At 68.3% G+C, this 24,986-nt stretch carries 21 protein-coding genes; 11 read left to right on the forward strand and 10 right to left on the reverse strand.

The window, feature by feature from the left end; all coding sequences use genetic code 11:
• Positions 1-25: 25 nt before the first annotated feature.
• Positions 26-1,231: a threonine ammonia-lyase gene (gene ilvA, locus EV648_RS12220; RefSeq protein WP_132289342.1), complete on the forward strand. Its 1,206-nt coding sequence runs from the start codon at positions 26-28 to the stop codon at positions 1,229-1,231.
• Between the two features lie 11 nt (positions 1,232-1,242).
• Here the strand turns inward: ilvA and EV648_RS12225 are convergent, their stop codons facing one another.
• Positions 1,243-1,677: a MarR family winged helix-turn-helix transcriptional regulator gene (locus tag EV648_RS12225; RefSeq protein WP_132194480.1), complete on the reverse strand. Its 435-nt coding sequence runs from the start codon at positions 1,675-1,677 to the stop codon at positions 1,243-1,245.
• A gap of 88 nt (positions 1,678-1,765) precedes the next feature.
• On the opposite strand from EV648_RS12225, the gene EV648_RS12230 reads away from it, so the two are divergent.
• The 3 genes from EV648_RS12230 to EV648_RS12240 all read left to right on the forward strand — a co-directional run bounded on the left by EV648_RS12230 (position 1,766) and on the right by EV648_RS12240 (position 6,390).
• Positions 1,766-3,265 (forward strand): MFS transporter, encoded by a 1,500-nt coding sequence (locus EV648_RS12230; protein ID WP_241995074.1) that lies wholly within the window; start codon positions 1,766-1,768, stop codon positions 3,263-3,265.
• A gap of 267 nt (positions 3,266-3,532) precedes the next feature.
• Complete coding sequence (locus tag EV648_RS12235) at positions 3,533-5,140, forward strand: serine/threonine-protein kinase (protein WP_132289348.1); 1,608 nt, start codon at positions 3,533-3,535, stop codon at positions 5,138-5,140.
• 98 nt (positions 5,141-5,238) lie between these two features.
• The gene (locus EV648_RS12240; protein ID WP_132289351.1) at positions 5,239-6,390 is read left to right on the forward strand and encodes a hypothetical protein; all 1,152 of its coding nucleotides are present in this window, start codon (positions 5,239-5,241) and stop codon (positions 6,388-6,390) included.
• A gap of 210 nt (positions 6,391-6,600) precedes the next feature.
• On the opposite strand, the gene EV648_RS12245 is transcribed toward EV648_RS12240, so the two are convergent.
• Positions 6,601-7,878, reverse strand: coding sequence for an MFS transporter (locus EV648_RS12245; protein ID WP_132289354.1), 1,278 nt, complete (start codon positions 7,876-7,878; stop codon positions 6,601-6,603).
• Between the two features lie 225 nt (positions 7,879-8,103).
• Between EV648_RS12245 and EV648_RS12250 the strand changes: the two genes are divergently transcribed.
• Together EV648_RS12250 and EV648_RS12255 are read left to right on the forward strand one after the other, a co-directional pair.
• On the forward strand, positions 8,104-9,126 hold the full coding sequence (locus EV648_RS12250) for an ATP-binding cassette domain-containing protein (protein WP_132289357.1): 1,023 nt from the start codon (positions 8,104-8,106) through the stop codon (positions 9,124-9,126).
• Complete coding sequence (locus EV648_RS12255; protein ID WP_132289360.1) at positions 9,123-9,962, forward strand: ABC transporter permease; 840 nt, start codon at positions 9,123-9,125, stop codon at positions 9,960-9,962. Before EV648_RS12250 ends, EV648_RS12255 begins: the two co-directional genes overlap by 4 nt.
• Before the next feature lie 154 nt (positions 9,963-10,116).
• Here EV648_RS12255 and greA read toward each other — a convergent pair whose 3' ends face one another.
• Together greA and EV648_RS12265 are read right to left on the reverse strand one after the other, a co-directional pair.
• Entirely contained in the window at positions 10,117-10,629 is a 513-nt protein-coding gene (gene greA, locus EV648_RS12260; protein ID WP_132289363.1) for a transcription elongation factor GreA, read from the reverse strand.
• 255 nt (positions 10,630-10,884) lie between these two features.
• Positions 10,885-11,325, reverse strand: a complete 441-nt coding sequence (locus EV648_RS12265; RefSeq protein WP_241995075.1) for a DUF4307 domain-containing protein — start codon at positions 11,323-11,325, stop codon at positions 10,885-10,887.
• A gap of 35 nt (positions 11,326-11,360) precedes the next feature.
• Here EV648_RS12265 and mca point away from each other — a divergent pair, with 35 nt between their 5' ends.
• From mca to EV648_RS12280, 3 genes are all read left to right on the forward strand, one after another.
• Entirely contained in the window at positions 11,361-12,224 is an 864-nt protein-coding gene (mca, locus tag EV648_RS12270) for a mycothiol conjugate amidase Mca (protein ID WP_132289369.1), read from the forward strand.
• A 31-nt stretch (positions 12,225-12,255) separates the two neighbouring features.
• Positions 12,256-12,630: a hypothetical protein gene (locus EV648_RS42560; protein ID WP_158293974.1), complete on the forward strand. Its 375-nt coding sequence runs from the start codon at positions 12,256-12,258 to the stop codon at positions 12,628-12,630.
• Between the two features lie 178 nt (positions 12,631-12,808).
• The gene (locus EV648_RS12280) at positions 12,809-13,837 is read left to right on the forward strand and encodes a copper resistance D family protein (protein ID WP_132289375.1); all 1,029 of its coding nucleotides are present in this window, start codon (positions 12,809-12,811) and stop codon (positions 13,835-13,837) included.
• 29 nt (positions 13,838-13,866) lie between these two features.
• Here the strand turns inward: EV648_RS12280 and EV648_RS12285 are convergent, their stop codons facing one another.
• From EV648_RS12285 to EV648_RS12305, 5 genes are all read right to left on the reverse strand, one after another.
• A complete protein-coding gene (locus EV648_RS12285) occupies positions 13,867-15,231 on the reverse strand; it encodes a dipeptidase (RefSeq protein ID WP_132289378.1) in 1,365 nt (454 codons plus the stop codon).
• 6 nt (positions 15,232-15,237) lie between these two features.
• The gene (locus tag EV648_RS12290) at positions 15,238-15,681 is read right to left on the reverse strand and encodes a hypothetical protein (protein ID WP_132289381.1); all 444 of its coding nucleotides are present in this window, start codon (positions 15,679-15,681) and stop codon (positions 15,238-15,240) included.
• Entirely contained in the window at positions 15,678-17,141 is a 1,464-nt protein-coding gene (locus EV648_RS12295; RefSeq protein ID WP_132289384.1) for an APC family permease, read from the reverse strand. Before EV648_RS12295 ends, EV648_RS12290 begins: the two co-directional genes overlap by 4 nt.
• 202 nt (positions 17,142-17,343) lie before the next feature.
• A complete protein-coding gene (locus EV648_RS12300) occupies positions 17,344-18,648 on the reverse strand; it encodes an APC family permease (protein ID WP_199234562.1) in 1,305 nt (434 codons plus the stop codon).
• Positions 18,649-18,656: 8 nt separating this feature from the next.
• Positions 18,657-19,793, reverse strand: a complete 1,137-nt coding sequence (locus EV648_RS12305; protein ID WP_132289387.1) for an aminopeptidase P family protein — start codon at positions 19,791-19,793, stop codon at positions 18,657-18,659.
• A gap of 185 nt (positions 19,794-19,978) precedes the next feature.
• Between EV648_RS12305 and EV648_RS12310 the strand changes: the two genes are divergently transcribed.
• Together EV648_RS12310 and EV648_RS12315 are read left to right on the forward strand one after the other, a co-directional pair.
• Positions 19,979-21,952: a thioredoxin domain-containing protein gene (locus EV648_RS12310; RefSeq protein ID WP_132289390.1), complete on the forward strand. Its 1,974-nt coding sequence runs from the start codon at positions 19,979-19,981 to the stop codon at positions 21,950-21,952.
• 224 nt (positions 21,953-22,176) lie between these two features.
• Positions 22,177-24,249, forward strand: a complete 2,073-nt coding sequence (locus tag EV648_RS12315; RefSeq protein ID WP_241995076.1) for a M4 family metallopeptidase — start codon at positions 22,177-22,179, stop codon at positions 24,247-24,249.
• Positions 24,250-24,446: 197 nt separating this feature from the next.
• Here EV648_RS12315 and EV648_RS12320 read toward each other — a convergent pair whose 3' ends face one another.
• Positions 24,447-24,962, reverse strand: a complete 516-nt coding sequence (locus tag EV648_RS12320) for a hypothetical protein (protein ID WP_241995078.1) — start codon at positions 24,960-24,962, stop codon at positions 24,447-24,449.
• Between the last annotated feature and the right edge of the window lie 24 nt (positions 24,963-24,986).

The following is a 24,986-nucleotide window of genomic DNA, read 5'->3' on the forward strand; positions in this document are numbered from 1 at the left end:
CCGGTTGCGGTCGTAGTGTGAGCGGGTGAGCATCACCGCGGCGGACATCGCCAGGGCAGCGAACCTGCTGCACGACGTGGTCGCGCCTACACCGCTGGAGTACTCCCGCTGGCTGAGCGAGCTCGTCGGCGGCGACGTGTTCCTGAAGTGCGAGAACCTGCAGCGGACCGGGTCGTTCAAGCTGCGCGGCGCGTACGTCCGGATGGCCCGGCTGTCCAAGAGGGACCGGGCCCGCGGCGTGGTCGCTGCCAGCGCAGGGAACCACGCGCAGGGTGTCGCGCTCGCCGCGCAACTGCTCGGGATCAAGGCGACGGTGTTCATGCCGCACGGCGCGCCGATCCCGAAGGAGAAGGCGACCCGCGCGTACGGGGCCGAGATCCGCTTCGCCGGTACCTCGATCGACGACTGCCTGAAGGCGGCGCACGAGTTCGAGGCCGAGACCGGGGCGATCCTGATCCACCCGTTCGACCACGAGGACATCGTCGCCGGGCAGGCGACCACCGGGCTGGAGATCGTGGAGCAGTGCCCGCAGGTCCGGACGGTCGTCGTACCGACCGGTGGTGGCGGGCTGATCGCGGGGATCGCGTTGGCGACGCAGCGCGACGGGATGCCGATCGAGGTGGTCGGGGTGCAGGCCAAGGGAGCTGCCGCCTACCCGGCGTCGCTCGCGGCGGGTGAGCCGCTGCAGCTCGAGCAGATGGCGACGATGGCTGACGGGATCGCGGTCGGCCTGCCCGGGACGGTCCCCTTCGAGACGATCCAGCGGCACGTCAGCGAGGTGCGCACGGTCGATGAGGATTCGTTGTCCGAGGCCCTCTTGCTGATCCTCGAACGGGCCAAGCTGGTGGTGGAACCAGCAGGTGCGGCCGCCGTGGCCGCAGTACTGGACGAGCCGGCACGTTTCAAACCCCCTGTCGTGGTGGTCCTGTCCGGTGGCAACATCGATCCGCTGCTGCTGATGCGGGTGATCCGGCACGGCATGGCCGCCGGCGGTCGCTACATGTCGCTCAGGGTGCGCATCCCCGACACCCCGGGCGGGCTGGCGACACTGCTGTCCCGGCTGGCGGAGGTGGATGCGAACATCATCGAGGTGTTGCACGAACGCATCTCGGAGACGCTGAACCTGGACGAGGTCGAGGTGGCGTTGCAGCTCGAGACCCGCGGTGAGGATCACCGGGAACGGGTATTGGCGAGCCTGAGCGACAACGGGTACACGTACACGCTGAACTGAGGAGCGCCCGGTCAGAGAGTGGGGGCGTCGCAGGTCTTGGTCAGCGGAGCATGCAGGCGCTCGGCGAGGACGCGGCGCTGGGTGGGCTGGGCCTCCGTCTGCCGGAGCAGGCCGTCGTCCGTGAGGCGGACGTTGATCGCGCGGCGGTCCTCCGGGCACATGTGACGCTCGACCAGTCCGGCGGTCTCCAGGCGGCCGATCACCCGGGAGAGGGCGCTCTGGCTCAGGTGCACCGACTTGGCGATCTGCTGGACCTTGGCCGACTGCTCGGGCAGTTCCGCCAGCCGCTCGAGCACTTCGTACTCACTCATGCCCAGTTCGTGGCCTGATTGCAGTTCGCGGTCCAGCGCGCAGGTGAGATCCGCATGGCGGGCCAGCAACTGGCGCCACTCGCGGACGTCGGCGCTGATCTCACCAGTCCCAGCGCTGACCTTCGTCTCGGTCATGAGCGCGACGTTATCATGCATGTAAATTTAATGCAAACGCAATTAATGAGTAGACATTAGATGCACGTGCATGCAAAGCTCTCTTCTTGTGACAGACACAACGCAACCAACCGCACCGACCCGCCTGACCTGGGACGCGCGCCTGTGGGGCGCGCTCCTGGTGGTCTGCGGCGTGATCTTCCTCGACGGCCTGGACGTGTCCATGGTGGGCATGTCGTTGCCCTCCATCGGCGCCGACCTCGGCGTTTCCCTTTCCTCACTCCAGTGGGTCGTGACCGGCTACGTGCTCGGCTACGGAGGCCTGCTGCTGCTCGGCGGCCGGACCGCCGACCTGCTCGGCCGCCGTCGCGTCTTCCTGATCGCGCTGGCCGTGTTCGCCGTGGTCTCGATGCTGAGCTCCCTGGCCACCAACCCCGAACTGCTCATCGCCGCGCGGTTCGTGAAGGGCATCGCCGCCGCGTTCACCGCGCCGGCCGCGCTCTCGATCATCACCACCACCTTCCACGAGGGTCCGGACCGCAACCGGGCGCTCAGCATCTTCACCACCTGCGCCGCCAGCGGCTTCTCGATGGGCCTGATCCTCGGTGGCCTGCTGACCGAGGTCGGCTGGCGCTGGACCTTCCTGATGCCCGGCCCGGTCGCCCTGATCGTGCTGGCCTTCGCGCTCAAACTGATCCCGAACAGCCCGCGGGACGACTCCGCCGGCGGGTACGACGTACCGGGGGCCGTGACGGTCACCGCCGGCATGCTGACGCTGGTGTTCGCCGTGGTCGGGGCCGAGGGCGCCGGCTGGGCCTCGGTCCGCACGATCGGCCTGTTCGTCCTGGCGGCCGCGCTGCTGACCGCGTTCGTGCTGATCGAACGCCACTCCAAGCACCCGCTGGTCCGGCTCGGCATCCTGCGCAAGGCAAACCTGCGGCGGGCGAACCTCGCCATCATGACCGTGTTCGGCGCCTACGTCGCCTTCCAGTTCATCGGCACCCTGTACCTGCAGAACCTGCTGGGCTGGTCGTCGTTCGAGACCGCGCTGGGCTTCCTGCCGGCCGGCCTGCTGGTCGCCTTCCTGTCGCCGAACGCGGGCAAGGTCGCCGACCGGATCGGCACCGAACGGATGGTCGCGATCGGGATGGCGCTGTTCGTCGTCGGCTACGCGCTCTTCCTGCGGATCGGTACGTCGTCGGACTACGTCGCCACGGTGATGCCGACCATCGTGCTGATCGGCCTGGGCTTCGCGATCACCTTCCCGGCGCTGAACATGCAGGCCACGAACGGGGTGGACGACAACGAGCAGGGGCTCGCGTCCGGCCTGTTCAACACCTCCAGCCAGGTCGGCGGCGCGATCGTCCTCGCCGTCACTACCGCTGTGATCGGGGGCCAGACCGGGGGCGCCTCCACTCCCAGCAGCGTGCTGGCGTCGTACAAGCCGGCCCTCGTGGTCGTCACCGGCATCACGCTCGCCGGTCTGTTGATCGGGCTCGCCGGTCTTCGCGGCCTCAAGCAGCGTCGCGCCGAGGCTTCGGCCGAGGCCGCCGAGCTGAACGCGGTCCAGGAGGAACTGGCCGAGGAGGAGATGTCCCCGGCCGCCTGATCGCTCCACTCGGCACAAACCACAACCGGCTCCTCGAGTCGTGAAGTCATAGAGAAGCAGTGCGGGTCACGGGCTACTCCGCCGTGACCCGCACTGCTGTTCTCAGCTCTGTCCGACTGGCGCGCCATGCTGTTCTCGGCTGTGACCCCACGTGTGGCGGACGGCGGTGCTGGGCACCAGGAGCGAACGACGCCGCCCGATCGGAGTACAGGCTGTGAGCTCTTCTACCGCCCTAGTGATCCTCCCCGCCGGGAGGCGTTGCTGACGATGGCGGGCGCGGCGGCAAAGGGTCTCCTCCTGGCGGGGCGGTACCGACTGCTCGGATCGCTGGGGCGTGGCGGGATGGGCGTCGTCTGGCACGCTCGCGACGAGTTACTGGGGCGCGAGGTGGCGGTGAAGGAGATCCTGCTGCCGCCGGAGCTACCGGACGAGGAACGCGCAGTACTTCGCCGGCGCACCCTCCGCGAGGCCCGCTCCGCCGCCCAGCTCAGCCACCCCAACGTCGTCGCCATGTACGACGTGGTCGAGGAGGAAGGGCGGCCCTGGATCGTGATGGAGCTGGTGCGGTCCCGCACGTTGGCCGACGTAGTCCGGGAGGACGGCCCACTGCCGGTACGCCGGGTCGCGGAGATCGGCCTGCAGATGCTCGCCGCGCTGCAGGCGGCGCACGCGGTCGGGGTACTGCATCGCGACGTGAAACCCAGCAACGTACTGCTCGCTGACCGCTATCGAGTGGTGCTCACCGACTTCGGGATCGCAACGCTGGAAGGCGATTCGTCCCTGACCCAATCGGGCACGCTGGTGGGGTCGCCGGCGTATATCGCCCCGGAGCGCGTGAAGGCGAAGAGCGCCGGGCCGGAGTCGGATCTGTGGTCGCTGGGAGCCACGCTCTACACCGCGGTGGAGGGAAGACCGCCGCACGATCGTGGGAGCGCGCTGCCGACCCTGACCGCGGCTGTCACCGAGGCTCCTGATCCCGCCCTGCGAGCTGGTCCGCTCTGGCCGATCCTGGAAGGCCTTCTCCGCAAGGACCCTGCCGACCGCCTGACCGCCCCGGCCGCGGTCCGCTTGCTCGTCTTGGCGCTGCGCGACGAGCAGTCGGTACCGGCGACGCCTTCCGGGCAACCGTCATCGCGTGATCGCCGATGGGTTCCGAAGGTTGTGGCTGCCCTGGTCGCATGCCTGGTAATCGGTGGTGTCCTGGTCGGTTGGGCCATGTTCAAGCCCAACGACGACAACCAGACGCAGTCACCTCAGACCACAGCCACCAGGCCCGGTGGTGGATCCACCTCACAGGCGCCCCGCAGTACTCCATCTGGATCGGGAAGCAACGCCCCCTCCAGCCGTACCAGCCCACCGCCTTCCTCCAGCAGCCCACCACCCACGTCGGCACCGTCGAACACTCGCAAGCCTTCTCAGTCGAGCACCGAACCGCCGGCCCTGCCCGCCGGCTTCAGGCGGCACACCGATCCGACGGGGTTCTCCTTGCCGGTGCCGAGCAACTGGACGGTGGAACGGCAGAACGGACGCGTCTACTTCAGGGAGCCGGGTGGCTCGCGCCTCCTGCTGATCGACCAGACCGACTCCCCGAAGCCGGACCCGGTCGCCGATTGGCGTCAGCAGGAGCAGGCTCGCCGCGACACCTACGACGACTACCGCCGCATCCGGATCGAACCGGTCGACTACTTCCGCAAGGCCGCCGACTGGGAGTTCACCTATGCCGTCCGCAGCGGCCGCCAGCACGTCCTGAACCGCGGTGTCATCACCAGTCCGACCCAGGCCTACGGCATCTACTGGTCCACTCCCGACTCCCAGTGGGCCTCCAGCCAACCCCTCCTGCGCACCATCACCCGCGACTTCCGCCCGGCGCCGTGACCCGCACTGCTGCATTCCGGCTGCCGATCAGGGATGAGCGGGGGAGTTCGGGGCTATCCCCGATTGGTTTCGACCCGTCCGGGTGCTGGACTGGGGGCATGAGCGATCAGAGTAACCAGAGCGACCACGACAGCCGCGTCAAGGACATCCTCGACCGGGTAGCCCGAGGCCACCTGTCCAGCGACGAAGCCGCGACCCTGATCGCCGCCCTCTCCACCCCCACCACCCCCCGCCACGCAGCCACCACCTCCGACGCCACCACTCCCGACGCCAACGCCGGCGACAGCCCGTCCGGTACTGCGCAGCCGGACTCGGCTGGTCAGGGTGCTGCGGCCGACGATGCTCCGTCTGCTTCGGTGTGGGCCGACGTCGTCGACTCCCCGGACATCGCGGACGCCGACTCGGCCGACGCCGGCTCAGCCTCCACGTCGGCGGCCACGGATGCGCCGGCGGGAGCTGGATCGGCTTCGAGCGAGGTGCCCTCGGCCCCGCAGGGACCAGCCGGGCCAGGCTCGGCCGGAGACGCTGTCGGACAGGGGAGCGGAGTACAGGACAGTGTGGTTGACGATGCGCCGGCTGAGGCGGAGGACGTCGAGGCTGAGCACAGCAATGTGCCGGTACCGGCCGGCGTGCAGCGCGTGACGATCCGCGCGATCGGGCGCCGGGTCCGGCTGATCGGTGAGCCGGCGATCAATGGCGTCGCGGTCGACGGTCCGCACGTGATCAAGCGCGACGGCGACACCCTCGCGATCAGCAGCGAGGGCGACATGGGTGTCTCGATCGACGGCTTCAGCATGCTGCGCAACCCGACCAACCTGAAGTCGCACGTGAACGGTCTCGCCAAGGAACTCTCGATCCGCGTCAACCCGGCCCTCCAGGTGGAGATCGAGGTGACCGGCGGCAGCGTCGTCGCCGAGCGCCTGCCCGGCCTGACCCGGGTCCGCGTCACCGCCGGTACCGCGAAGGTGACCGACGTCGACGGCCCGATCGACCTGCTCGTCCAGGCGGGTTCCGCGAACCTCGACGCCCAGATCACCAAGGGCCGCTCTCGCGTCCGGGTCGAGTCCGGCTCCGCGAACGTGACGTTGCGCCGAGGCTCCGACGTGCGCGTCCACACCGAGGCCCAGCTCGGCCGTGTCACCTGGACCGGCGCCGTCAACGGCCAGAGCAAGGACGTCGAGATCGGCCGCGGCCGAGCCGCCCTGGACGTGGAGGTCCTGGTAGGCGCCGCCCAGATCATCTCCGACTGATCGGATCCGCACCACTCACCAACCCCACAACGCACCCCGGGGCGACGCTCAGACCGCTCCACCCGGTACGCGTTTCAGGAGTTGGTGAGTGGTGCACGTCCGGACGCCATCATCGACCGAACGTCGACCACCGACTGACCTCGCCGATCGTCCGCGAACCCAGCCAGACGAGGCCGAACGACAAGTACGCCTTCGCTCGGCAGCGGGGCTTCAGTGGATGGCAGGCGGAGGCTCGACGTCGGCGGGTTGGGGTGGGATGGGGGCGGGGATGGACCGGAGGGTTCGGAGTGGGGAGAAGAAGAGCCAGGCGGTGCCGAGGAGGGTGGCGAGGCCGGCGAGCCAGATCGTGGGGCGGAGGCCTAGGAGGGTGGCGGTGATGCCACCCAGGAGGCTGCCGATGGGGGCGGATCCCCAGCTCACGAAGCTCATCGTGGCGGTGACCCGGCCCTGGAGCTCGGGTGGGCAGAGGCGCTGGCGGATGCTCATCTGCAGGATGTAGGCGACGATGATGCAGATCGCGGCCAGCAGGGTCGCCGCGACGTACCAGACGAGTTGCCAGCCCGGGCCGGTCAGAGCCTGGAGCGTGAAGGCGACACCGATACCGACCGAGGCGATGAGCAGCGCGCGGGCATCGCCCAGCCAGGCGCTCAGTCGTTCGGTGAACCACGACGCGACCAGCGCGCCGAGCAGGCCGATCATGCTGAGCAGACCGATGGCGCTGGGGGAGAGGTGGATCTCCCGGACCAGGAAGACGATCATCACGGCGCCGCTCGCAGCCTGGAACAGCATGGTGGTGGTCGTGTTCAGCACGATCGGCCGCAGCAACGGGTGACCGAACACATAGCGCAGCCCCTCGCCGATCTCGCGCCGCAGATCCGGCCGTTCCGCCGGCGCCGGCCGCGGTTCCGGAGTACGGATCGAGCGGAGCCAGAGCGCTGACCAGAGGAAGGTGACGGCGTTCAGGCCGAGCGTCACCGCGGCGGTGAGCCACTGGACCAGGAATCCGCCTGCTCCGGCGCCGACCACCGCCGCGATCGAGTGGTTGCCCGCTAGCTTGGCGTTGGCAGGCAGCAACTGCTCGGGCGCGAGCAACCTCGGCGGGTAGGCGTTGTGCGCCACGTCGAACATCACCGTGAGCAGCCCGGCCAACCCCAGTACGACGTACAGCTGGGTCAAGGTCAGTACTCCGAACCAGGCGGCGACGGGGATCGAGGCGAAGAGCAGAGCCCGGCCGAGATCCGCGATGACGAGGACCGGGAGGCACCGCATCCGGTCGATCCACGCGCCGGCGACCAATCCCAGCAGCAGCCAGGCGGCGGTCTCGCAGGTGCGCAGCAGCGAGACCTGCAGGGTGGTGGCGTTCAGCGTGATGACGGCGAGCAGGGGAGCGGCGGTCATGCCGAGGCGGATGCCCAGCTGGCTCAGCAGGTCGGCCGTCCACAGGCGCCGGAAGTCGGGGTGGCTCAGGATGCCTTGGCCTGAAGTCATGCGGGGACGGTAGACCGCAGAGTTGAGCCTTGTCGACTCAATGTCAATAAAGTTGAGTCGAGGCCACTCAGGTTTGAGTCTGCAATTAAATAGTGGCATGAGCTTATATAACTGCTAGCGTACTTACCGGGCATCGCGGGTGAAAACCCGTCGAAACTGTCGGCGGAGTGGTCCACGATGGCCCCTAATCACAGTCCGGCGGGGATCCAGGAAGGGGCGGCTGGAATGGCTGCTATCGAGGCGACCGGCCTCGTGAAGACGTTCAGGACCAGGAAGACCACGGTCAAAGCCCTCGACGGCATCGATCTGGAGGTTCCGGAAGGCAGCGTGCTCGGCCTGCTGGGACCCAACGGAGCAGGTAAGACGACAGCGGTCCGGGTCCTGACGACCCTGATGGCACCCGACGCGGGCACGGCCCGGGTGCTCGGCCACGACGTGGTGAAGGAAGCCGACACCGTCCGGGCCCTGGTCGGCCTGTCGGGGCAGTACGCGGCCGTCGACGAACTGCTGACCGGCCGGGAGAACCTGTGGATGTTCGGTCGGCTCTACCAGCTGAGCAGCCAGCAGGCGAAACAACGGGCCGAGGAACTGCTCGACACCTTCGACCTCACCGACACCGCCGACCGGATCCTGAAAACGTACTCCGGGGGGATGCGACGCAGGCTCGACCTGGCGGGTTCGCTGATCGCCCATCCCAAGGTGCTGTTCCTCGACGAGCCGACCACCGGGCTCGACCCGCGCAGCCGCCTCGACCTGTGGCAGATCATCCGCGACCGGGTCAGCGAGGGAGTCACCATCCTGCTGACCACGCAGTACCTCGAGGAAGCCGACGAGCTGGCCGACAGCATCGTGGTGGTCGACCACGGCTCGGTGATCGCCCGAGGTACGGCGGACGAGCTGAAGAACAAGGTGGGCGGAGAGCGGATCGAGGTGATCGTGCAGGACCAGGACGAGACCTATCGCGCGCTCGAGTTGCTCACGGCCGCGCTGGAGGTGACCGACCCGGAGGCGACCACGCTCGACAAGCACAGCAAACGGCTCACGCTGCCGGCGCCGGGTGGTTCGAGCGCGCTGGTCGAGGTGATCAGGACGCTCGACGGGGCTGGGATCCGGATCGCCGACATCGGGTTGCGGCGGCCGACGCTGGATGACGTGTTCCTGACGCTGACCGGACACGCGGCGGACAACGTGGAGCCGGTATCGGACGAGGCGGCCGGGAAGCCGGCGGGGAAGAAGGTGGAGGCATGAGCGCGACGGACACGCAGGTCAAGCAGAACTCCTCGGGCCAGGCGGTGACGGACGCGGGGATCCTTGCCTGGCGGACGCTGAAGCGGATCCCGCGGACGCCGGACATGCTGATCTACGCGACGATCCAGCCGATCATGTTCGTGCTGCTGTTCGCGTACGTGTTCGGCAACGCGATCCCGATCCCGGGTTTCCCCGGGCCGCGGGCGTACCGCGAGTTCCTGATGGCCGGGATCTTCGCGCAGACGATGGCGTTCGCGGTCGCGTCGGCGAGCGTCGGGCTGGCCGACGACATGGCGAAGGGGCTGATCGACCGGTTCCGGTCGCTGCCGATGGCGCGGTCCGCGGTGATCGCCGGGCGGGTGATCGGGGACGTGGTGTTCAACGCCTTCGTGATGCTGGTGATGGTGATCTGCGGGTTCATCGTCGGGTGGCGCTGGCACAAGGGATTCGGGCAGGCGCTGGCGGCGTTCGCGATCCTGTTGCTGTTCGCGTTCGCGATGCTGTGGGTGGGTGCGTTGATCGGCCTGTCGGTGAGTAGCGCCGAGGTGGCCGCCTCGGCGGGGCTGATCTGGTTGTTCCCGTTGACGTTCCTGTCGAACGCCTTCGTGCCGACCCCGAATCTGCCGAGCGGGCTGCAACCGATCGCCGAGTGGAACCCGATCTCCTCCATCGTCGCCGCCTGCAGACACCTCTTCGGCAACCCATCACCCTTCGCAAGCCCCGACGGCTTCCCGGCGCAGCACCCGGTCTGGCTCAGCCTGATCTGGTGCACCGCCATCATCGCCGTCTTCGCCCCCTTGGCCGTCCGCAAATACAGAAGCTCAACCGCCCACTGAGCCCGAGAGCAGGATGGAAGCTACGCCGGCCAGTCGGCATGGGATAGCCGCGCGGGGGACGCGAGGGGGCGCCGGCGGTGGGCGTTCGTAGTACCGGGAGAAACAACCACCCCGGCCCCCCAAGCGGGGGAGCCGGGGTGGGGTGTCTGGTTGGTCAGCCCTTGAAGGGGACCGCGGCGACGATCGTTACCGTCACCGGCTTGCCGTTGGGCGCCTCGTAGGTCGCCTTCTCGCCCTTCTTCTTGCCCAGGATGGCGGCGCCGAGCGGGGACTGCGGCGAGTAGACGTCGATGTCCACCGAGGAGTCCAGGGCGAGGAGTTCGCGGGAGCCGAGCAGGAACGTCTCGACGTCGTCGTCACCGGCGAACTTGATCGAGACCTTCATACCGGGCTCGACGGCGCCACCGCGCTTCGGGGTCTCGCCGACGCGGGCGCGGCGCAGCATGTCCTCCAGCTGCCGGATCCGCGCCTCCATCTTGCCCTGCTCGTCCTTGGCGGCGTGGTAGCCGCCGTTCTCCTTGAGGTCGCCCTCGTCGCGGGCGTCGCTGATCCGCTGCGTGATCTCGGCCCGGCCGGGACCCTTCAGGTCCTCGAGCTCGGACTTCAGCTGGTCAAAACCATCCTGCGTCAGCCAGACAACGCTGTCCTCGTCGATCTTCTGCGTCACGGGCTGCTCCTTTGTCGATGGGATGGGTAGAAAAGCTTCAGGCCGCCGTCGTCGACGGCGACCAATCCACTGAGCGTAGCAAGATCGGCCCCAGAACCCCACAGTTCTTTGCCCGCTCAGCAGCTTGGCAAACGCTTGCGTGACGCCGGTCAGCAATCGGTTGCAGCGGCAAGACCAGTGATGAGACCAATCGTTAGACCACTTGTAGACCACCGAGGTGGCCGGAGCTAACCGGCCCGGGCGTTGACTTCGGTGTCAGTTCGGCCGGTGCGCGTCGGCGGTGGTGCAGCCGACCAGTACTACGGACGTCGCCGCGCGCTGCGTCGTCAGGGTCGAGGTGACCGTCTGCTGACGGGGTGAGTCGGCCGGCACCATCACGGTGATCTCGCCCACGATCGAGAAGTCCGCGGCCTTCGCCTGCAGCCGGCAGGCCGCTTCGACCGACTTGCTCCGGTCCACCTGGATCGTCACGTTCGCCGAGGTCTGCGAGGTGATCTGGAAGCCCAGCAGCCGCGAGGACACCGGCGGGTTCGACTGGACGAACGCCACCCACAGCAGCCAGACCAGTCCGACCAGCACCAGGGTGCCGATGACAGCCAGGACCAGCGGCCTGCGGCGGCGGCCGGTCCGTCCGTAGCGGGCGTCCAGAGCGGCCTGCGCGCTGTCGGTTCGCACGGCCGGGTGTGGGTCGGTCACTGGTTCTCCTCGGGCTTGGAGGACCATTGTCTCTTGTGACTGACGATCTTCGCCTGCTGCATGTCCATGCTCACCCCGACGACGAGTCCAGCAAGGGCGCCGCGTCGACCGCCAAGTACGTCGCCGAGGGCGTCGATGTGATGGTCGCCACCTGTACCGGTGGAGAACGCGGCTCGATCCTGAACCCGAACATGGATCGCCCGGACGTGCTGGCCAACATCAGCGAGATCCGCCGCCAGGAGATGGACGCCGCCCGGGAGATCCTCGGCATCCGGCAGGAGTGGCTCGGCTGGGTCGACTCGGGCTTCCCCGAGGGTGACCCGCTGCCGCCGCTGCCGGAAGGCTCGTTCGCCTCGCTCAAGGTCGAGGACGCCGCCGCCCCGCTGGTGAAGCTGATCCGCGAGTTCCGCCCGCAGGTCGTCACGACGTACGACGAGAACGGGGGCTACCCGCACCCGGATCACGTGATGTGCCACCAGATCACCGTGGCAGCGTTCGAGGCGGCCGGGGACCCGGACGCGTACCCGGAGCTCGGGGAGCCGTACCAGCCGCTGAAGCTGTACTACCACCACACCTTCCACCGCGAGCGGATGAAGGCGCTGAACGACGCGATGCTGGCCCGCGGCCTGGAGTCGCCGTACGCCGACCGGCTGAAGGACTGGAAGCCCGACCCGGACAACGAGCGCCGGATCACCACCCGGGTGGAGTGCTCGGAGTACTTCGCGGTGCGGGACCGGGCGCTGCTCGCGCACGCGACCCAGATCGACCCGGAGGGCGCGTGGTTCGCCGTACCGCTGGAGGTGCACCAGGCGGCCTGGCCGACCGAGGACTACGAGCTGGCCCGGAGTCTGGTGGAGTCGGAACTGCCTGAGGACGACCTCTTCGCGGGGCTGCGCTGACGGCGGGGCGGGACGGTGAGACACTGGCGTGGTGAAAGCGACGACCCATCTTCTGAGCATCAAGCTGCCGGCGACAGAGATCGACCCGAACTCGGTCAAGCCGGGCTGGGTCGCGCTGCTGATCGTGCTGGCGCTCGGTGCCGCCACGGTGCTGCTGTGGCGCAACATGGGCAAGCAGTTGAAGAAGATCGACTTCGACCCGGACGCTGGTGCGCGCGACCAAGCACCGTCCGACGCCCCGCCGACCACGGACAGCTCAGCGGACCAGGCTGGCGCTGCTGTGCAGATGCCGACCCCACCCCACCGCCCCGGTCAGGCGCCGACGACTGACCAGGCCCAAGCCGACGCGCAACCCGAGGCCGAGGCGAAGACCGAGGCCGAGAACGGCGCATCGCAGCCGAAATAAGGCCCGAACCAGGTCGGTGCCGGGGGCAACAGCCTGCCCGCCGCGATTGCCGAAAGTCACGCCGAAGCAACCGTTTGCGACACCAGGGTCACGAGATGGTGTCGTGGCGGGACACTGTTAGATAGCTCACCTATAGTGTGCGCGTGTTCAACGAAGGTGCCGAGGGCGGGATCGCTCTGTGACCGCCACCCGCGCCGCCCGGCACCGGATGCCCGGACGTCTGGTCGCGGGTGGCGCGAGCGCGGTGCTGGTGGCCGCGGTGGCGCTGGTCGTCGGCCTGTACGCGGCCGGCAGCGAACCGCAGGCGGACCCGCTGGCGATCGGTGGGCCGGGCGTCTTCATCGACTGGCTGTTGCCGTTCTTCCGGCTGCTCTCCACGATGGCGACGGTCGGTTGCGCCGGCGCCCTGCTGGCCGCGGTGGTGCTGCTGCGCACTGACGGTGGTCCGCTCGGGCTGCAAGGCCGCCGGGCGATCCGCGACGCGAGCAACTCCGCGATCATCTGGGCCGTCTCCGCGTTCGCGGGGGCGATCGTGACGGCGGCGATCCTGCTCGACACCCCCGTCACTCTGCTCCGGCTCCGGCTGGACGACGCGCTCGGTGTGCCCGAGGTGAAGGCGCTGCTGATCACCGGCATCCTGGTGGTCGCGCTGGCGATCGGCATCCGCCGCGTGCAGACCTCCTCGGCCGCCGGCCTCGGAGTACTGGTGGCCATCGCCGCGCTGATCCCACCGGCCCTGACCGCCTACCCCCGCAACGAGTCGTACGTCGTACTCGCCGGCGCCGCTCTGGTCATCCACGTCATCGCGGCGACCACCTGGGTCGGGGGACTGGCCGGCCTGGTCCGGTACGGGCGGGCCAGCCGCAACGGATTGCCTCTCGTGCTGGAGCGCTACAGCCAAGTTGCCCTCGCATCGTCGATCGCAGTACTGCTCAGCGGGGTGATCAGCGCGGCCGGTCGCCTCGCGGCCAAGGGTGGCGGCTACGACACGGTGCTCGACGTCCTCACCTCCGACGCGTACGGCGGGCTGCTGCTCGCCAAGACGGTCGCGTTCGTCGTGCTGATCATCGGCGGCTGGATCCACCGCCGACAGGTAGTCGTCAACCTGATCGAACCCGGCCCCCGGTTCTGGCAACTCGTCATCGGCGAACTCGTGGTGATGGCGCTCGCGATCGGCCTGTCGGTGGCCCTCTCGCAGACCACCTGAGGCGGGGTAGAGCCTCCGCGGAGGACCTCCTAGTCGTCAGCCTTGCTCGCAGGGCCCATGGTCGCGTAGCGCTGGAGGAAGAGGGCTTCGGTCAGTGCCATGGCTTCGAGCTCGTTCGGGTCGACGCTTTCGTTCGGCGCGTGGATGAGTGCCTGCGGTTCCTCCACGCCGATCAGGATGAGCTCGGTCCCGGGGTAGGTGTCCGCGAACACGTTGCACAGCGGGATGGATCCGCCCTGTCCCAGCGTGGTCATCGGTGTGCCGTATGCCTCTTGCATCGCCGTCGCCATGGCTGCATAGGCGGGCCCGTTGATCTCGGCCTTGAACGGCGCTCCGGCCGCCTCGATCTTCGTGCTGACCCGGACGCCCCAGGGAGCAGCCGCCTGAAGTTGGTCGATCAGGCTGGTCCCGGCCCGATCCGGGTTGACGCCCGGCGGGATGCGCAGGTTCAGCCGCGCCGCCGCCCTCGGCACGATGGCCGCCGCCGACCCGACCACCGGAGGGCAGTCGATGCCCAGGATGGTCACCGCCGGCCGCGCCCACAGCATGTCCGAGACGCTGCCGTCCCCCGACAAGGAGACGCCCTCCACCACCGTCGCGTCGCGGCGGAACTGGTCGGGCGGATAGGGCTCGCCCGACCAGGTCTGGGTGTTGTCCAGCCCTTTGATCGTGGTGTTGCCCTGCTCGTCGCGCAGACTGGCAAGCATCGCGACCAGGGCCGCGAGTGCGTCCGGGGCAGGGCCGCCGAACATGCCGGAGTGGACCTCGGAGCCGAGCGCCTCGACAGTCACGACCACATTCACCATTCCGCGCAGGCTCACCGTGGCCGCCGGGTGGCCGACGGCCGCATTGCCGGTGTCACAGACAAGGATCGTGTCCGCGCGGAGCAGCTCGGCGTGGTCAGGCACGAACGCCTCGAGCCCGCCGGTCCCCTGCTCCTCGGAACCTTCGACCACGAGTTTCAGGTTCACCGGCACCTGCTCACCGAGCGCACGCAGCGCCGTGAGATGCATGACGATGTTGCCTTTGCAGTCGGCGGTTCCGCGGCCGTACCAGCGACCGTCCACCTCGGTGAGCTCGAACGGCGGCGTGCGCCAGGCGTCGTCGTCGAGTGGTGGCTGGACGTCGTAGTGGGCGTAAAGCAGCACCGTGGGAGCGCTGGGATCCGAGCACGGCCGCGACCCGACGACGGCGCGACTGCCGTCCGCCGTCTCCTGCAGGTTCGCGTCGGAGAATCCCAGCTCCTTGAACTTGTCCAGCACCCAGGTCGCGGCGCGCTCGCATTCCTCAGCAGGGAACTGGCGGGGATCCGCCACGGACTTGATCGCGACGAGCTCGGTGAGCTCGTCCCGAGCCTGCGGCATCAGCTCCGCGATCCGGGTGCGCAGTTCCATCTCCACTCACCCCGCGACGTCGTCGGTCTTGAGGTCGTCGACGAACTTCTGGAAGTCCTGCAGTTCGTCCGGGCAGTAGATCTTGATGATCAACAGCTGGCCTTTGACGACCCGGCTGTCCGCGATCACGGGGCGCATCCCCGGCCCGGCGGCGCCGTTGGACAGCAGCGACAGCAGGATTCCGCGGCTGAGGGCGTCGTTCGGATTGTCGCAGGTCGCGCCTCCGTCGTCGCCCAGAACCCTGACGACCTGGTCGCGCGTCGGTGTTCTCGCCCCCTCGGCCTGGAGGGCCGCGATGAACTGGTCAGCCTTCTGCTCGGCCTGCTGGGTGGACTTCGCGGAGCTGAAGGCGATCAGGCCGATGATCAGCAGGATCACCACGACCACTGCAACGACGATGTAGATGGTCCTGCGCTCGTGACCGGTCTGTGTCTCGACAGGCGTGCTCATGACTCCGTCACCCCCGCCGGCTCAGGCTGCTTCCATGAATCCTTGCGGAACCGGTAGAACAGGAAAGGCACGAGCAGGCCGAGGCCGAGGGCGCCGCCGGCGACGATCGCGAAGTACACGCCGGAGTTGCCGGAGGAGAACTGCGAGGGCGGGATGAACCCGACCAGCAACGCCGCCAGCGAGGCCGCGAACCCGACGCCGCACATTCCGACGAGCATCGGTGCGCGGTAGCCACGGGCGTGGTCCGGGTGTTTGCGGCGCAGCTGGACCGCGGCGACGAACATCAGCAGGTACATGATCAGATACACCTGCGTGGTGATCACCGAGAAGATCCAGTAGGCGCTCGACACATCCGGTATGAACGCGTAGGCGAGGCCGATCACGGTGGTGAGCAGGCCTTGGACGACCAGGATGTTCTGCTGGACGCCGTTCTTGTTCAGGCGCTGCAGGTACGGCGGGAGGTAGCCCTCCTGGCGGGAGATGAGCAGCAGGCCCTTGGACGGGCCGGCCAGCCAGGTCAGCATGCCGGCGACAGAGGCCGTGACCAGCATGATCCCGACGATCGGGGTCAGCCACTGCCAGCCGAAGTTGGCGAAGACGGCGTCGAAGGCCTGCATCACCCCGGCGGTGAGGGAGAGCTCTTCGGCGGGGACGATCCAGCTGATCGCCAAGGCGGGGAGGATGAAGATCGCCAGCACCAGGCCCATGGCCAGGAATATCGACTTCGGGAACTCCTTGCCCGGGTTCTTCAGCGACGACACGTGGACCGCGTTCATCTCCATGCCGGAGTAGGACAGGAAGTTGTTGACGATGAGCACGAGGCTCGAGAGCCCTGCCCAGACAGGGAAAATGTTGTCCGCGGTCATCGGTGCGGCCGACGGGTTGCCCTGGCCGAGGAAGACGACGCCGAGGGTGACCAGCACGACGCCGGGGATCAGCGTGCCGATGATCAGGCCGCCGCTGGCCAGGCCGGCCACGCCCTTGGTGCCGCGCGAGGAGACCCAGACACCGGACCAGTAGACGACGATGATGACCGCCGCGGTCCACACACCACTAGTGGCCAGCTCGGGATTGAACACGTACGCGAGGGTGCTGGCCACGAACCCCAGGAGACTCGGGTAGTAGAAGATCGTCATCGCGAACTGGCACCACACCGCCAGAAAGCCCATCGGCTTCGAGATGCCTTCCGAGACCCAGTTGTAGATCCCGCCCGCCCAACCCGACGCCAACTCCGCGGAAACAAGCGAGGTGGGCAGCAGGAACACGACGGCCGGGAGCAGGTACAAGAAGACGCAGGCCAGTCCGTAGACCGCCATCGTCGGCGCCGCCCGGAGGCTGGCCACCGAGCTGGTCGTCATCATCGCCAGCGCGACCCAGGAGATCCACGCGGTGGCGGGGACCTTGGTCCTGGCGGCCGTGGCCACAGCAGGTGGCTCGACGGGTACGTCTGCCGAGCTCATCGCAACCACACTCTGAGGGAGTTGCTACCGGTCCTGACTCCCTGGCCGGGCGGCCAGCCACAAGATAGAGGAGTGCTTCCAAGTTCCGACACCATCATCGCCCCCTTGGCCACGATGTAGCGCTGGTTAGTGGCCTCAGGCTAGGAATCTTCGGTCGGACGCGGATCATCCACAGCGGATGAAAGGGTGACACCCGGTCACCTCACTCGTGAACCGGGTTGCGACGGCTCCGCATCCGGCTCCAGACCGCGTCGAGACCGATGGCGAGCGCGAGGATGCCGATCATGGCGGTGAAGGTCTCGGGGGCGGTCCGAAGGGTCTGCACGGCGAAGACGAGGAGGACCAGAGCCGTCAGCGTGATGCCGGCGATGAGGACCCACGCCCGGGATCCCGTCTCCGCACGGAGGCGGTGGGCCGCGACGGAGGTCACCAGGAAGATGCCCAGGGCCACGACGCTGCCCAGGGACGCGATGGCGGTCAGGTCGACGAAGATCCCCAGCAGCAGGATCAGCGCCACTGAGATCAGCAGCCCGCGGGTCCCGCCCACCCGGGCGCGCTGGCCGAAGACCGGCGGGAACATCTCGGACTCGGCCAGCTTCGCGGTGGAGCCGGCGGCGGCGTAGATGTTGGCGTTGACTGACGATGAGGTGGCCAGCAGAGCAGCGAGGGCCATCATGGCGAAGCCGGCGTCGCCGAGTGCCGGCTTGGCGGCCAGCGCGAGGGCTGTTTCGCCGTTGTCGACGACCTCCTGGACCGTGAGGGTCCCGAAGACGCCGAGCGAGATGAGGATGTAGAGCGCGGTGGTGACGCCCAGCGCGAGGTACATGGCCCGGGGCAGGTTGCGTTCCGGGTGCGGCAGGTCGGAGCCGGTGAAGCTGATGACCGTGAAGCCCAGGTAGGCGAAGAAGGTCAGCGCGACGCTGGAGAAGATGTCCGTCGTCGGCGGATAGGTCGACGGGGCAAGCAGATCCGGGTCGAGCTGCGCCAGCGTGACGACGATGAAGACCGCGAAAACGGCCAACAGGACAAGGACGATCAGGCTCTGCACCCGGTCGATGAACCTCGCGCCGGCGATGTTGATGACCGCGACGGCCAGCACCACCACGATGGTCAGGATCGTGGCCCAGCCGGTCGAGTCGTCGAAGAAGAGCGCCGATCCGTAGCTCCCGAACGAGACCGCCACCATCGCGGTGACGATGAGGGCGGCGAAGTAGAGCAGCCACGAGGTCACCGCGGTGATGTGCCCGCGACCGTACCCCTGGAGCAGGAACGTGACGATCCCTCCCGACGACGGGTACCGCGCGCCCAGCTTGGCCACGGCGTATCCCTGCAGGGCGGCCACTACGCCCGCGATGAGGAAGGACAGCCAGACAGCGGAGCCGGCGACCGCGCCCGCCTCGCCGAGCAGTGCGAAGATCCCCGCGCCGACCATCGACCCGATGCCGAGGAACGCCGCGCCGCGTACGGTCATACCCCTCGTCGTGCCGTCCTGCGGGGAAGTGGCCACGGCCGCTCCTACTCGACGACGCGGAGGTGGTGGTCCGTGTTGTTGAACCGTCGTCCGGCGTTCTCGGTGACCGTGACGATGTCCTCGATCCTGACCCCGAAGCGGCCGGCCAGGTAGATACCGGGCTCGATGGAGAAGCACATGCCGGGCTCGAGCGGCTGCTCCTCGCCCTCCACCATGTAAGGCGGTTCGTGGGTGGTCACACCGATCCCGTGGCCGGTGCGATGGATGAACTGGTCGCCGTAGCCGGCGTCGGTGATGACTGCCCGGGCAGTGCGGTCGATCTCCTGGCACGGCACGCCCGGCTGGACGGCCTCGAACGCCGCCTGTTGCGCCGCCCTGACGATGTCGTGCACCTTCTGCACCTCGGCGCTCGGCTCGCCGACGCAGACCGTGCGCGTGGTGTCGGACCCGTACCCGTGCATCAGGCCGCCGAAGTCGAGCACGACCGCGTCGCCGGGTTGGATGACCCGCTCTCCTGCCTCATGGTGCGGGTTGGCGCCGTTGGGGCCGGATCCGACGACGGTGAAGTCGACCTGTTCATGGCCGAACTCCCGGAGCAGCCTGGCCAGATCGGCCGCGACCTCGGTCTCGCGCCGGCCGGCGAAGCGCAGGTGGATGATCTCCAGGTACGTCGAGTCGGCGGCCTCGCCTGCTATGGCCAGCCGCGCCAGTTCGTCGGCGTCCTTGACCGCACGCATCATGGGCATGCCCTGGCTCAACGCGTGGTAGCTCGTCGCCGGTCTCGCCTGTTGCAGCCCGAGCAGGTGCATGGCCCAGGCCGAGTCCGAGATCCCGAACCGGCCGTCAGCTCGCAGCAGGCTTCCGGCCAACGGGTAGGGGTCGGATCCGTCGGCCCAGTCGATCATGGTGACGGCGCCGGCGCCTTCCGCCGACTCCGCATCGGGCCGCTCGAGCGTCGGCACCACCAGCGTGGGTTCTCGATCGGCAGTGAGCACCAGCAGCGTGAGCCGCTCCGTGATGGCCGTCGGCTGGTAGCCGGTCAGCCACACCAGGTCCGGTCCGGGCGCGACGATGACGCCGGTGAGTCCCGCTCCGACGGCTTCGTCCACGACTCGACTCATTCGAGCGGCGTAGTCGTTCTGGGTGAACGGGTTGGGTGTCCGCTGCGTGGCCGTTGTCATTTCGCTGCCTCCCGGGTAACCACGCTAGGGCTACCCGGTCGCGGCCGGAATCATCCGGAACGGATGATTCCGGCAGTGCGCTGCCCCCGTGTTTGTTCGTCCCGGGTGGGTGGGGCTGTAGTGAGTGTGTTGTAGTTGATCATGGCGTGGAACCCCCGCACGTGTGATGGGAGACAGCCGCAGTGGTGAACCGTTTGTCAAACGCGACATCGCCGTATCTCCTGCAGCACAAGGACAACCCGGTCGACTGGTACGAGTGGGGACCGGGCGCGTTCGAGGCGGCCAAGCGCGACGGCAAGCCGATCCTGCTGTCGATCGGGTACTCGGCCTGCCACTGGTGTCACGTGATGGCGCACGAGTCGTTCGAGGACGAGGAGACCGCCGCCTACCTGAACGAGCACTTCGTCTGCGTGAAGGTGGATCGCGAAGAGCGGCCCGACGTGGATGCGATCTACATGGCGGCGACGGTCGCGATGACAGGCCAGGGCGGCTGGCCGATGACGGTGTTCCTGACCCCGGCCGCCGAGCCGTTCTTCTGCGGCACCTACTTCCCGTCGCAACCGCGCGCGGGGATGGCCACCTTCCGCCAGGTGCTCGAGTCCCTGGTCGAGGCCTGGCGGACCAAACGCGAGCAGATCGACGGGATCGGCACCCAGGTGGTGTCCCAGCTCGGCGCCAGAACGACGGCGGCGCAGGGTTCGATCGACGAGCAGACGCTGGAGCGGGCGGTCGCGCTGCTCAAGGTGGACTTCGACCCGGTGGACGGCGGCTTCGGGTCGGCGCCGAAGTTCCCGCCGTCGATGGTGCTCGACTTCCTGCTCCGGCATCACCGCCGGACCGGTTCCGAGGACGCGCTGGCGATGGTGGCGCACACCTGCGAGCGAATGGCCCGCGGCGGTATGTACGACCAGCTCGCCGGCGGCTTCGCGCGGTACAGCGTGGACGGGCAGTGGGTCATCCCGCACTTCGAGAAGATGCTGTACGACAACGCGCTGCTGCTGGACGTCTACACGCACTGGTGGGCGATCACCGAGGATCCGCTGGCACGGCGGATCGCCACCGAGACGGCCGACTTCCTGCTCGCCGAGCTCCGCACTCCCGAAGGCGGCTTCGCCTCGGCGCTCGACGCGGACACCGAGGGCGAGGAGGGTCGGTACTACGTCTGGTCGCCCGAGGAGCTCCACCAACTCCTCGGCGAGGACGCAGATTGGGTGATCGACCTCTGCAGCATGACCGGCACCTTCGAGCACGGCACCTCCGTCCTGCAACTCCGCCGCGACCCCGATGACCTCGCCCGCTGGCAGAAAGTCCAGGCCGTACTGCGCGACGCCCGGAGCACCAGGACCTACCCGGGCCGCGACGACAAGGTGGTTGCCGCCTGGAACGGTCTGGCGATCACCGCGCTCGCGCGTGCGGGCGTAGTACTGGACAAGCCGGAGTATGTCGAGGCGGCGGTGACCGCGGCCGGATTGGTCCGGGACGTCCACCTCGAGGCGTCGGGCCGACTCCACCGGACCTCGCGCGACGGCAAGGTCGGTACAGCGCACGGCGTGCTCGAGGACTACGCTGCCTACGCCCAGGGGTGCCTCACATTGCTCGGCGTCACCGGTGATGCCGACTGGTTGCGGCTCGCGGAGTCCTTGCTGGACAGGGTTCTCGATCAATTCGTTGCTGAGGGCACCTTCTATGACACGGCCGCGGACGCGGAGTCGCTGGTCTGGCGGCCGCAGGATCCGACCGACAACGCAAGTCCGGCCGGTGTGTCCCTGGCGGCCGAAGCATTGACCACGGCGGCCTCGCTGACCGGATCGGGCCGGTACGACGCCGCGGCCACGCAGGCGATCAACGCCTCGGCGACGCTGGCCGCGCGGGCGCCGCGGTTCGCCGGCCGGGGACTCGCGGTCGCGGAGACGGTGGCCGCCGGGCCGCTGGAGATCGCCATCGCGGGGGAGTCGGACGAACTCCTCCGGGTCGCGGTCAAGGACTCGCCCTGGGGGACGGCCGTGGTGCACGGCGAGCCCGGCCTCGACGTACCGCTGATGGCCGGCCGGGACCTGGTCGGCGGACGGGCCGCGGCGTACGTGTGTCAGAAGTTCACCTGCCGGCTTCCGGTCGTGTTGCCGGAAGACCTTCGACGTGAGTTGACACCCGCCCGCTGACAACGCGCGCCAGTGCGGGTTTTCCCTGTCGTTTCAGTATTTTCCCTTGACTCGCGGCCTCGCGAGGGACAGAGTCCTCCCTCAGTCGGATGTAACAGAACTCGCATGTCCTGACACGCAGTGTCACAAGTGAGCAGTGGCACTGTTGCGCCAGATCATCCGGCGTCCCCATTTGAATTGGTCGCTGCGCCCAAACAGCGACCACACCGTGAGGAGATGTTGTCTTGAAACGACTGACATCAGCAGGGGCGGTGGCCATCGTCGCAACAGCGGGATTGGCCGGAGCTTTCACAGGGTCGCCCGCAGGAGCCGCCAACCGTACGGCCCCACTTCCGGCCAGCGGGTTCAACCAGCTGGCCGCTGTCCAGGCCGAGCAGGCGCTGACCGCGCAGACGGCCGCAGCCCTCGGCCTGGGCGGCGGTGAGGTGCTCAAGGTCCGCGACGTCATCAAGGATGCCGACGGCACCGAACACGTCCGCTACGACCGCACCTACAACGGTCTGAAGGTCGTCGGCGGCGACCTGATCGTGGAGCGCAAGAGCAACGCGATCAAGAGCGTGATCTATAACCGCGGCGCGAGCAAGGTGGGTGTCCCGTCCACCAAGCCGACGCTGTCGCAGGCTGCCGCGCTGGCCAAGGGCTCGAAGTCGGCGGACTTCAAGGCCACCAGCAACAAGGGGACGCTGGTCGTCTTCGCGGCCACCGGCAAGCCGGTGCTGGCGTACGAGGTCGTCACCTCGGGCGTCAAGGCCGACCAGACGCCGTCCGTGCTGCACACGTTCGTCGACGCCAAGTCCGGCGCCGTCCTCGCCCAGGACGACGAGATCAAGACCGGTACCGGCAACTCGATGTACTCCGGCACGGTCAGCATCGGCACGTCCGGCAGCTTCTCCATGACCGACCCGAGCCGCGGTGGCAACTTCACCACCGACCTGAACGGCGCGACCTCCGGCAACGGCACCACCTTCACCGACCCCGACGACACCTGGGGCAACGGCAGCACCTCGAGCCGGCAGACCGCCGGTGTCGACGCTCACTACGGCGCCCAGCTCACCTGGGACTACTACAAGAACGTCCACGCCCGCAACGGCATCTTCAACAACGGCCAGGGTGCGCGGTCCCGCGTGCACTACGGCAACGCCTACGTGAACGCGTTCTGGGACGGCACCCAGATGACGTACGGCGACGGCTCGGGCAACGCCCGGCCGCTGACCGCCATCGACGTGGCCGGCCACGAGATGAGCCACGGTGTCACCGAGGCGACCGCGAACCTGAACTACTTCGGCGACGCGGGCGGTCTGAACGAGTCCACCTCGGACATCTTCGGTACCTCGGTGGAGTTCTCGGCGAACAACTCGTCCGACCCGGGTGACTACCTGATCGGCGAGAAGATCAACATCAACGGCAACGGCACCCCGCTGCGCTACATGGACAAGCCGTCCAAGGACGGGGCCAGCCGGGACTGCTGGAGCACCAGCGTCGGCGGTCTCGACCCGCACTACTCCTCCGGCCCGCTGAACCACTGGTTCTACCTGGCCTCCGAGGGCACCGGCAGCAAGGTGATCGGTGGCGTCACCCACAGCAGCACCGCCTGCGACGGCTCGACCGTCACCGGCGTCGGCCGCGACGTGGCCGCCAAGGTCTGGTACCGCACGCTGAGCACCAAGCTCACCTCCGGCAGCACCTACAAGGACGCCCGTGAAGGGGCGATCAACTCCGCCAAGGAGCTGTATGGCGCCGACTCCACCCAGTGCAAGGGCATCCAGGCTGCCTTCACCGCCATCTCCGTCCCGGCCGGCGCGGCCGCCTGCACCGGCGACCCCGAGCCGCCGACCGGCGACAACCTGCTGCTCAACCCGGGCTTCGAGTCCGGCGCGGTGAACTGGACCGGCACCGCGGGCCCGATCACCAACAACACCGGGCGTCCGGCCCGGACCGGCACCTGGAAGCTGTGGCTGCAGGGCAACGGCCGGACCACCACGGAGAACGTCGGCCAGTCCGTCGCCATCCCGGCGTCGGCGACCTCGGCCAGCCTGTCGTTCTGGATCCGCATCGACACCGCCGAGACCACCAGCTCCACGGTCTACGACACCGCCAAGATCCAGATCGTCGACGGTGGAACCACCACCACGCTGGCGACGTACTCCAACCTCAACAAGAACACGACGTACGTCCAGAAGACGTTCAACGTGACGGCGTACAAGGGCAAGACGGTGACGGTGAAGTTCCTCGGCCAGGAGGACTCCTCCCTGCAGACCAGCTTCGTCATCGACGACACCTCGCTGACCGCGAGCTGAATCACCCGCAGTTCGCTGTAACACCGCAAGTCCCGCTGTGACCAGTCCGGGGCGTACGGCCTCCGCCCAGGCCGTGCGCCCCGGCTGCCTTTTGTGACATCCCTTTGTGAGGCAAAGGAGTTCCAATGCCCAGTCCCCGTTGAAGAAATCCCTGTACGGCGTGGTCGGTGCCGCCCTGGCTCTGACGGCCAGCTAGGTCAGACCGGCTTGCAGAGTTTGCCCGGCGGTACGGCGGCCTCGGTGAGCAGCTTGCTCACCGGGGCCACCATCGGCTTCAGCTTCGGGTCCTCCAGCCGGGCCAGACCACCGCTGGTCGAGACGGCGATGATCATGTCGTCGGGGTGCCGGACGCTCGGCTTGGTGATGCCGACGTCGGCCCAGTCGACCTGCTTCACCGCGTCGGTGATGGTGCCGAGGAAGCCTGCGTCCAGCTTGCAGCGCACGGGAGCCTTGCCCCGGGTGCTGACGCTGGCGACTCCGTCGGTGTCGATGAAGACCTTGTCGTTGAACCCGGCGAAACCGCCGGTCCTGGTCACCGTCAGGGGGAGACCCGCGCCCGTTGTCGGGGTGTTGGTGATGGGCGTGCTGGGGGCGGGCGTACTCGTGGCGGGCGCCGAGGGACTGCTCCCCGCGTCGGGAGTCGATTCGTCGCCACACCCGGTCAGGACCAGGCCGGCGGCGGCTGCCAGAACTGCGTACCGGATGCTCTTCACACCCTCATGCATACCCGCCTGCGG

It is taken from the genome of Kribbella sp. VKM Ac-2568 (genome assembly GCF_004345365.1).
Classification (GTDB): domain Bacteria; phylum Actinomycetota; class Actinomycetes; order Propionibacteriales; family Kribbellaceae; genus Kribbella; species Kribbella orskensis.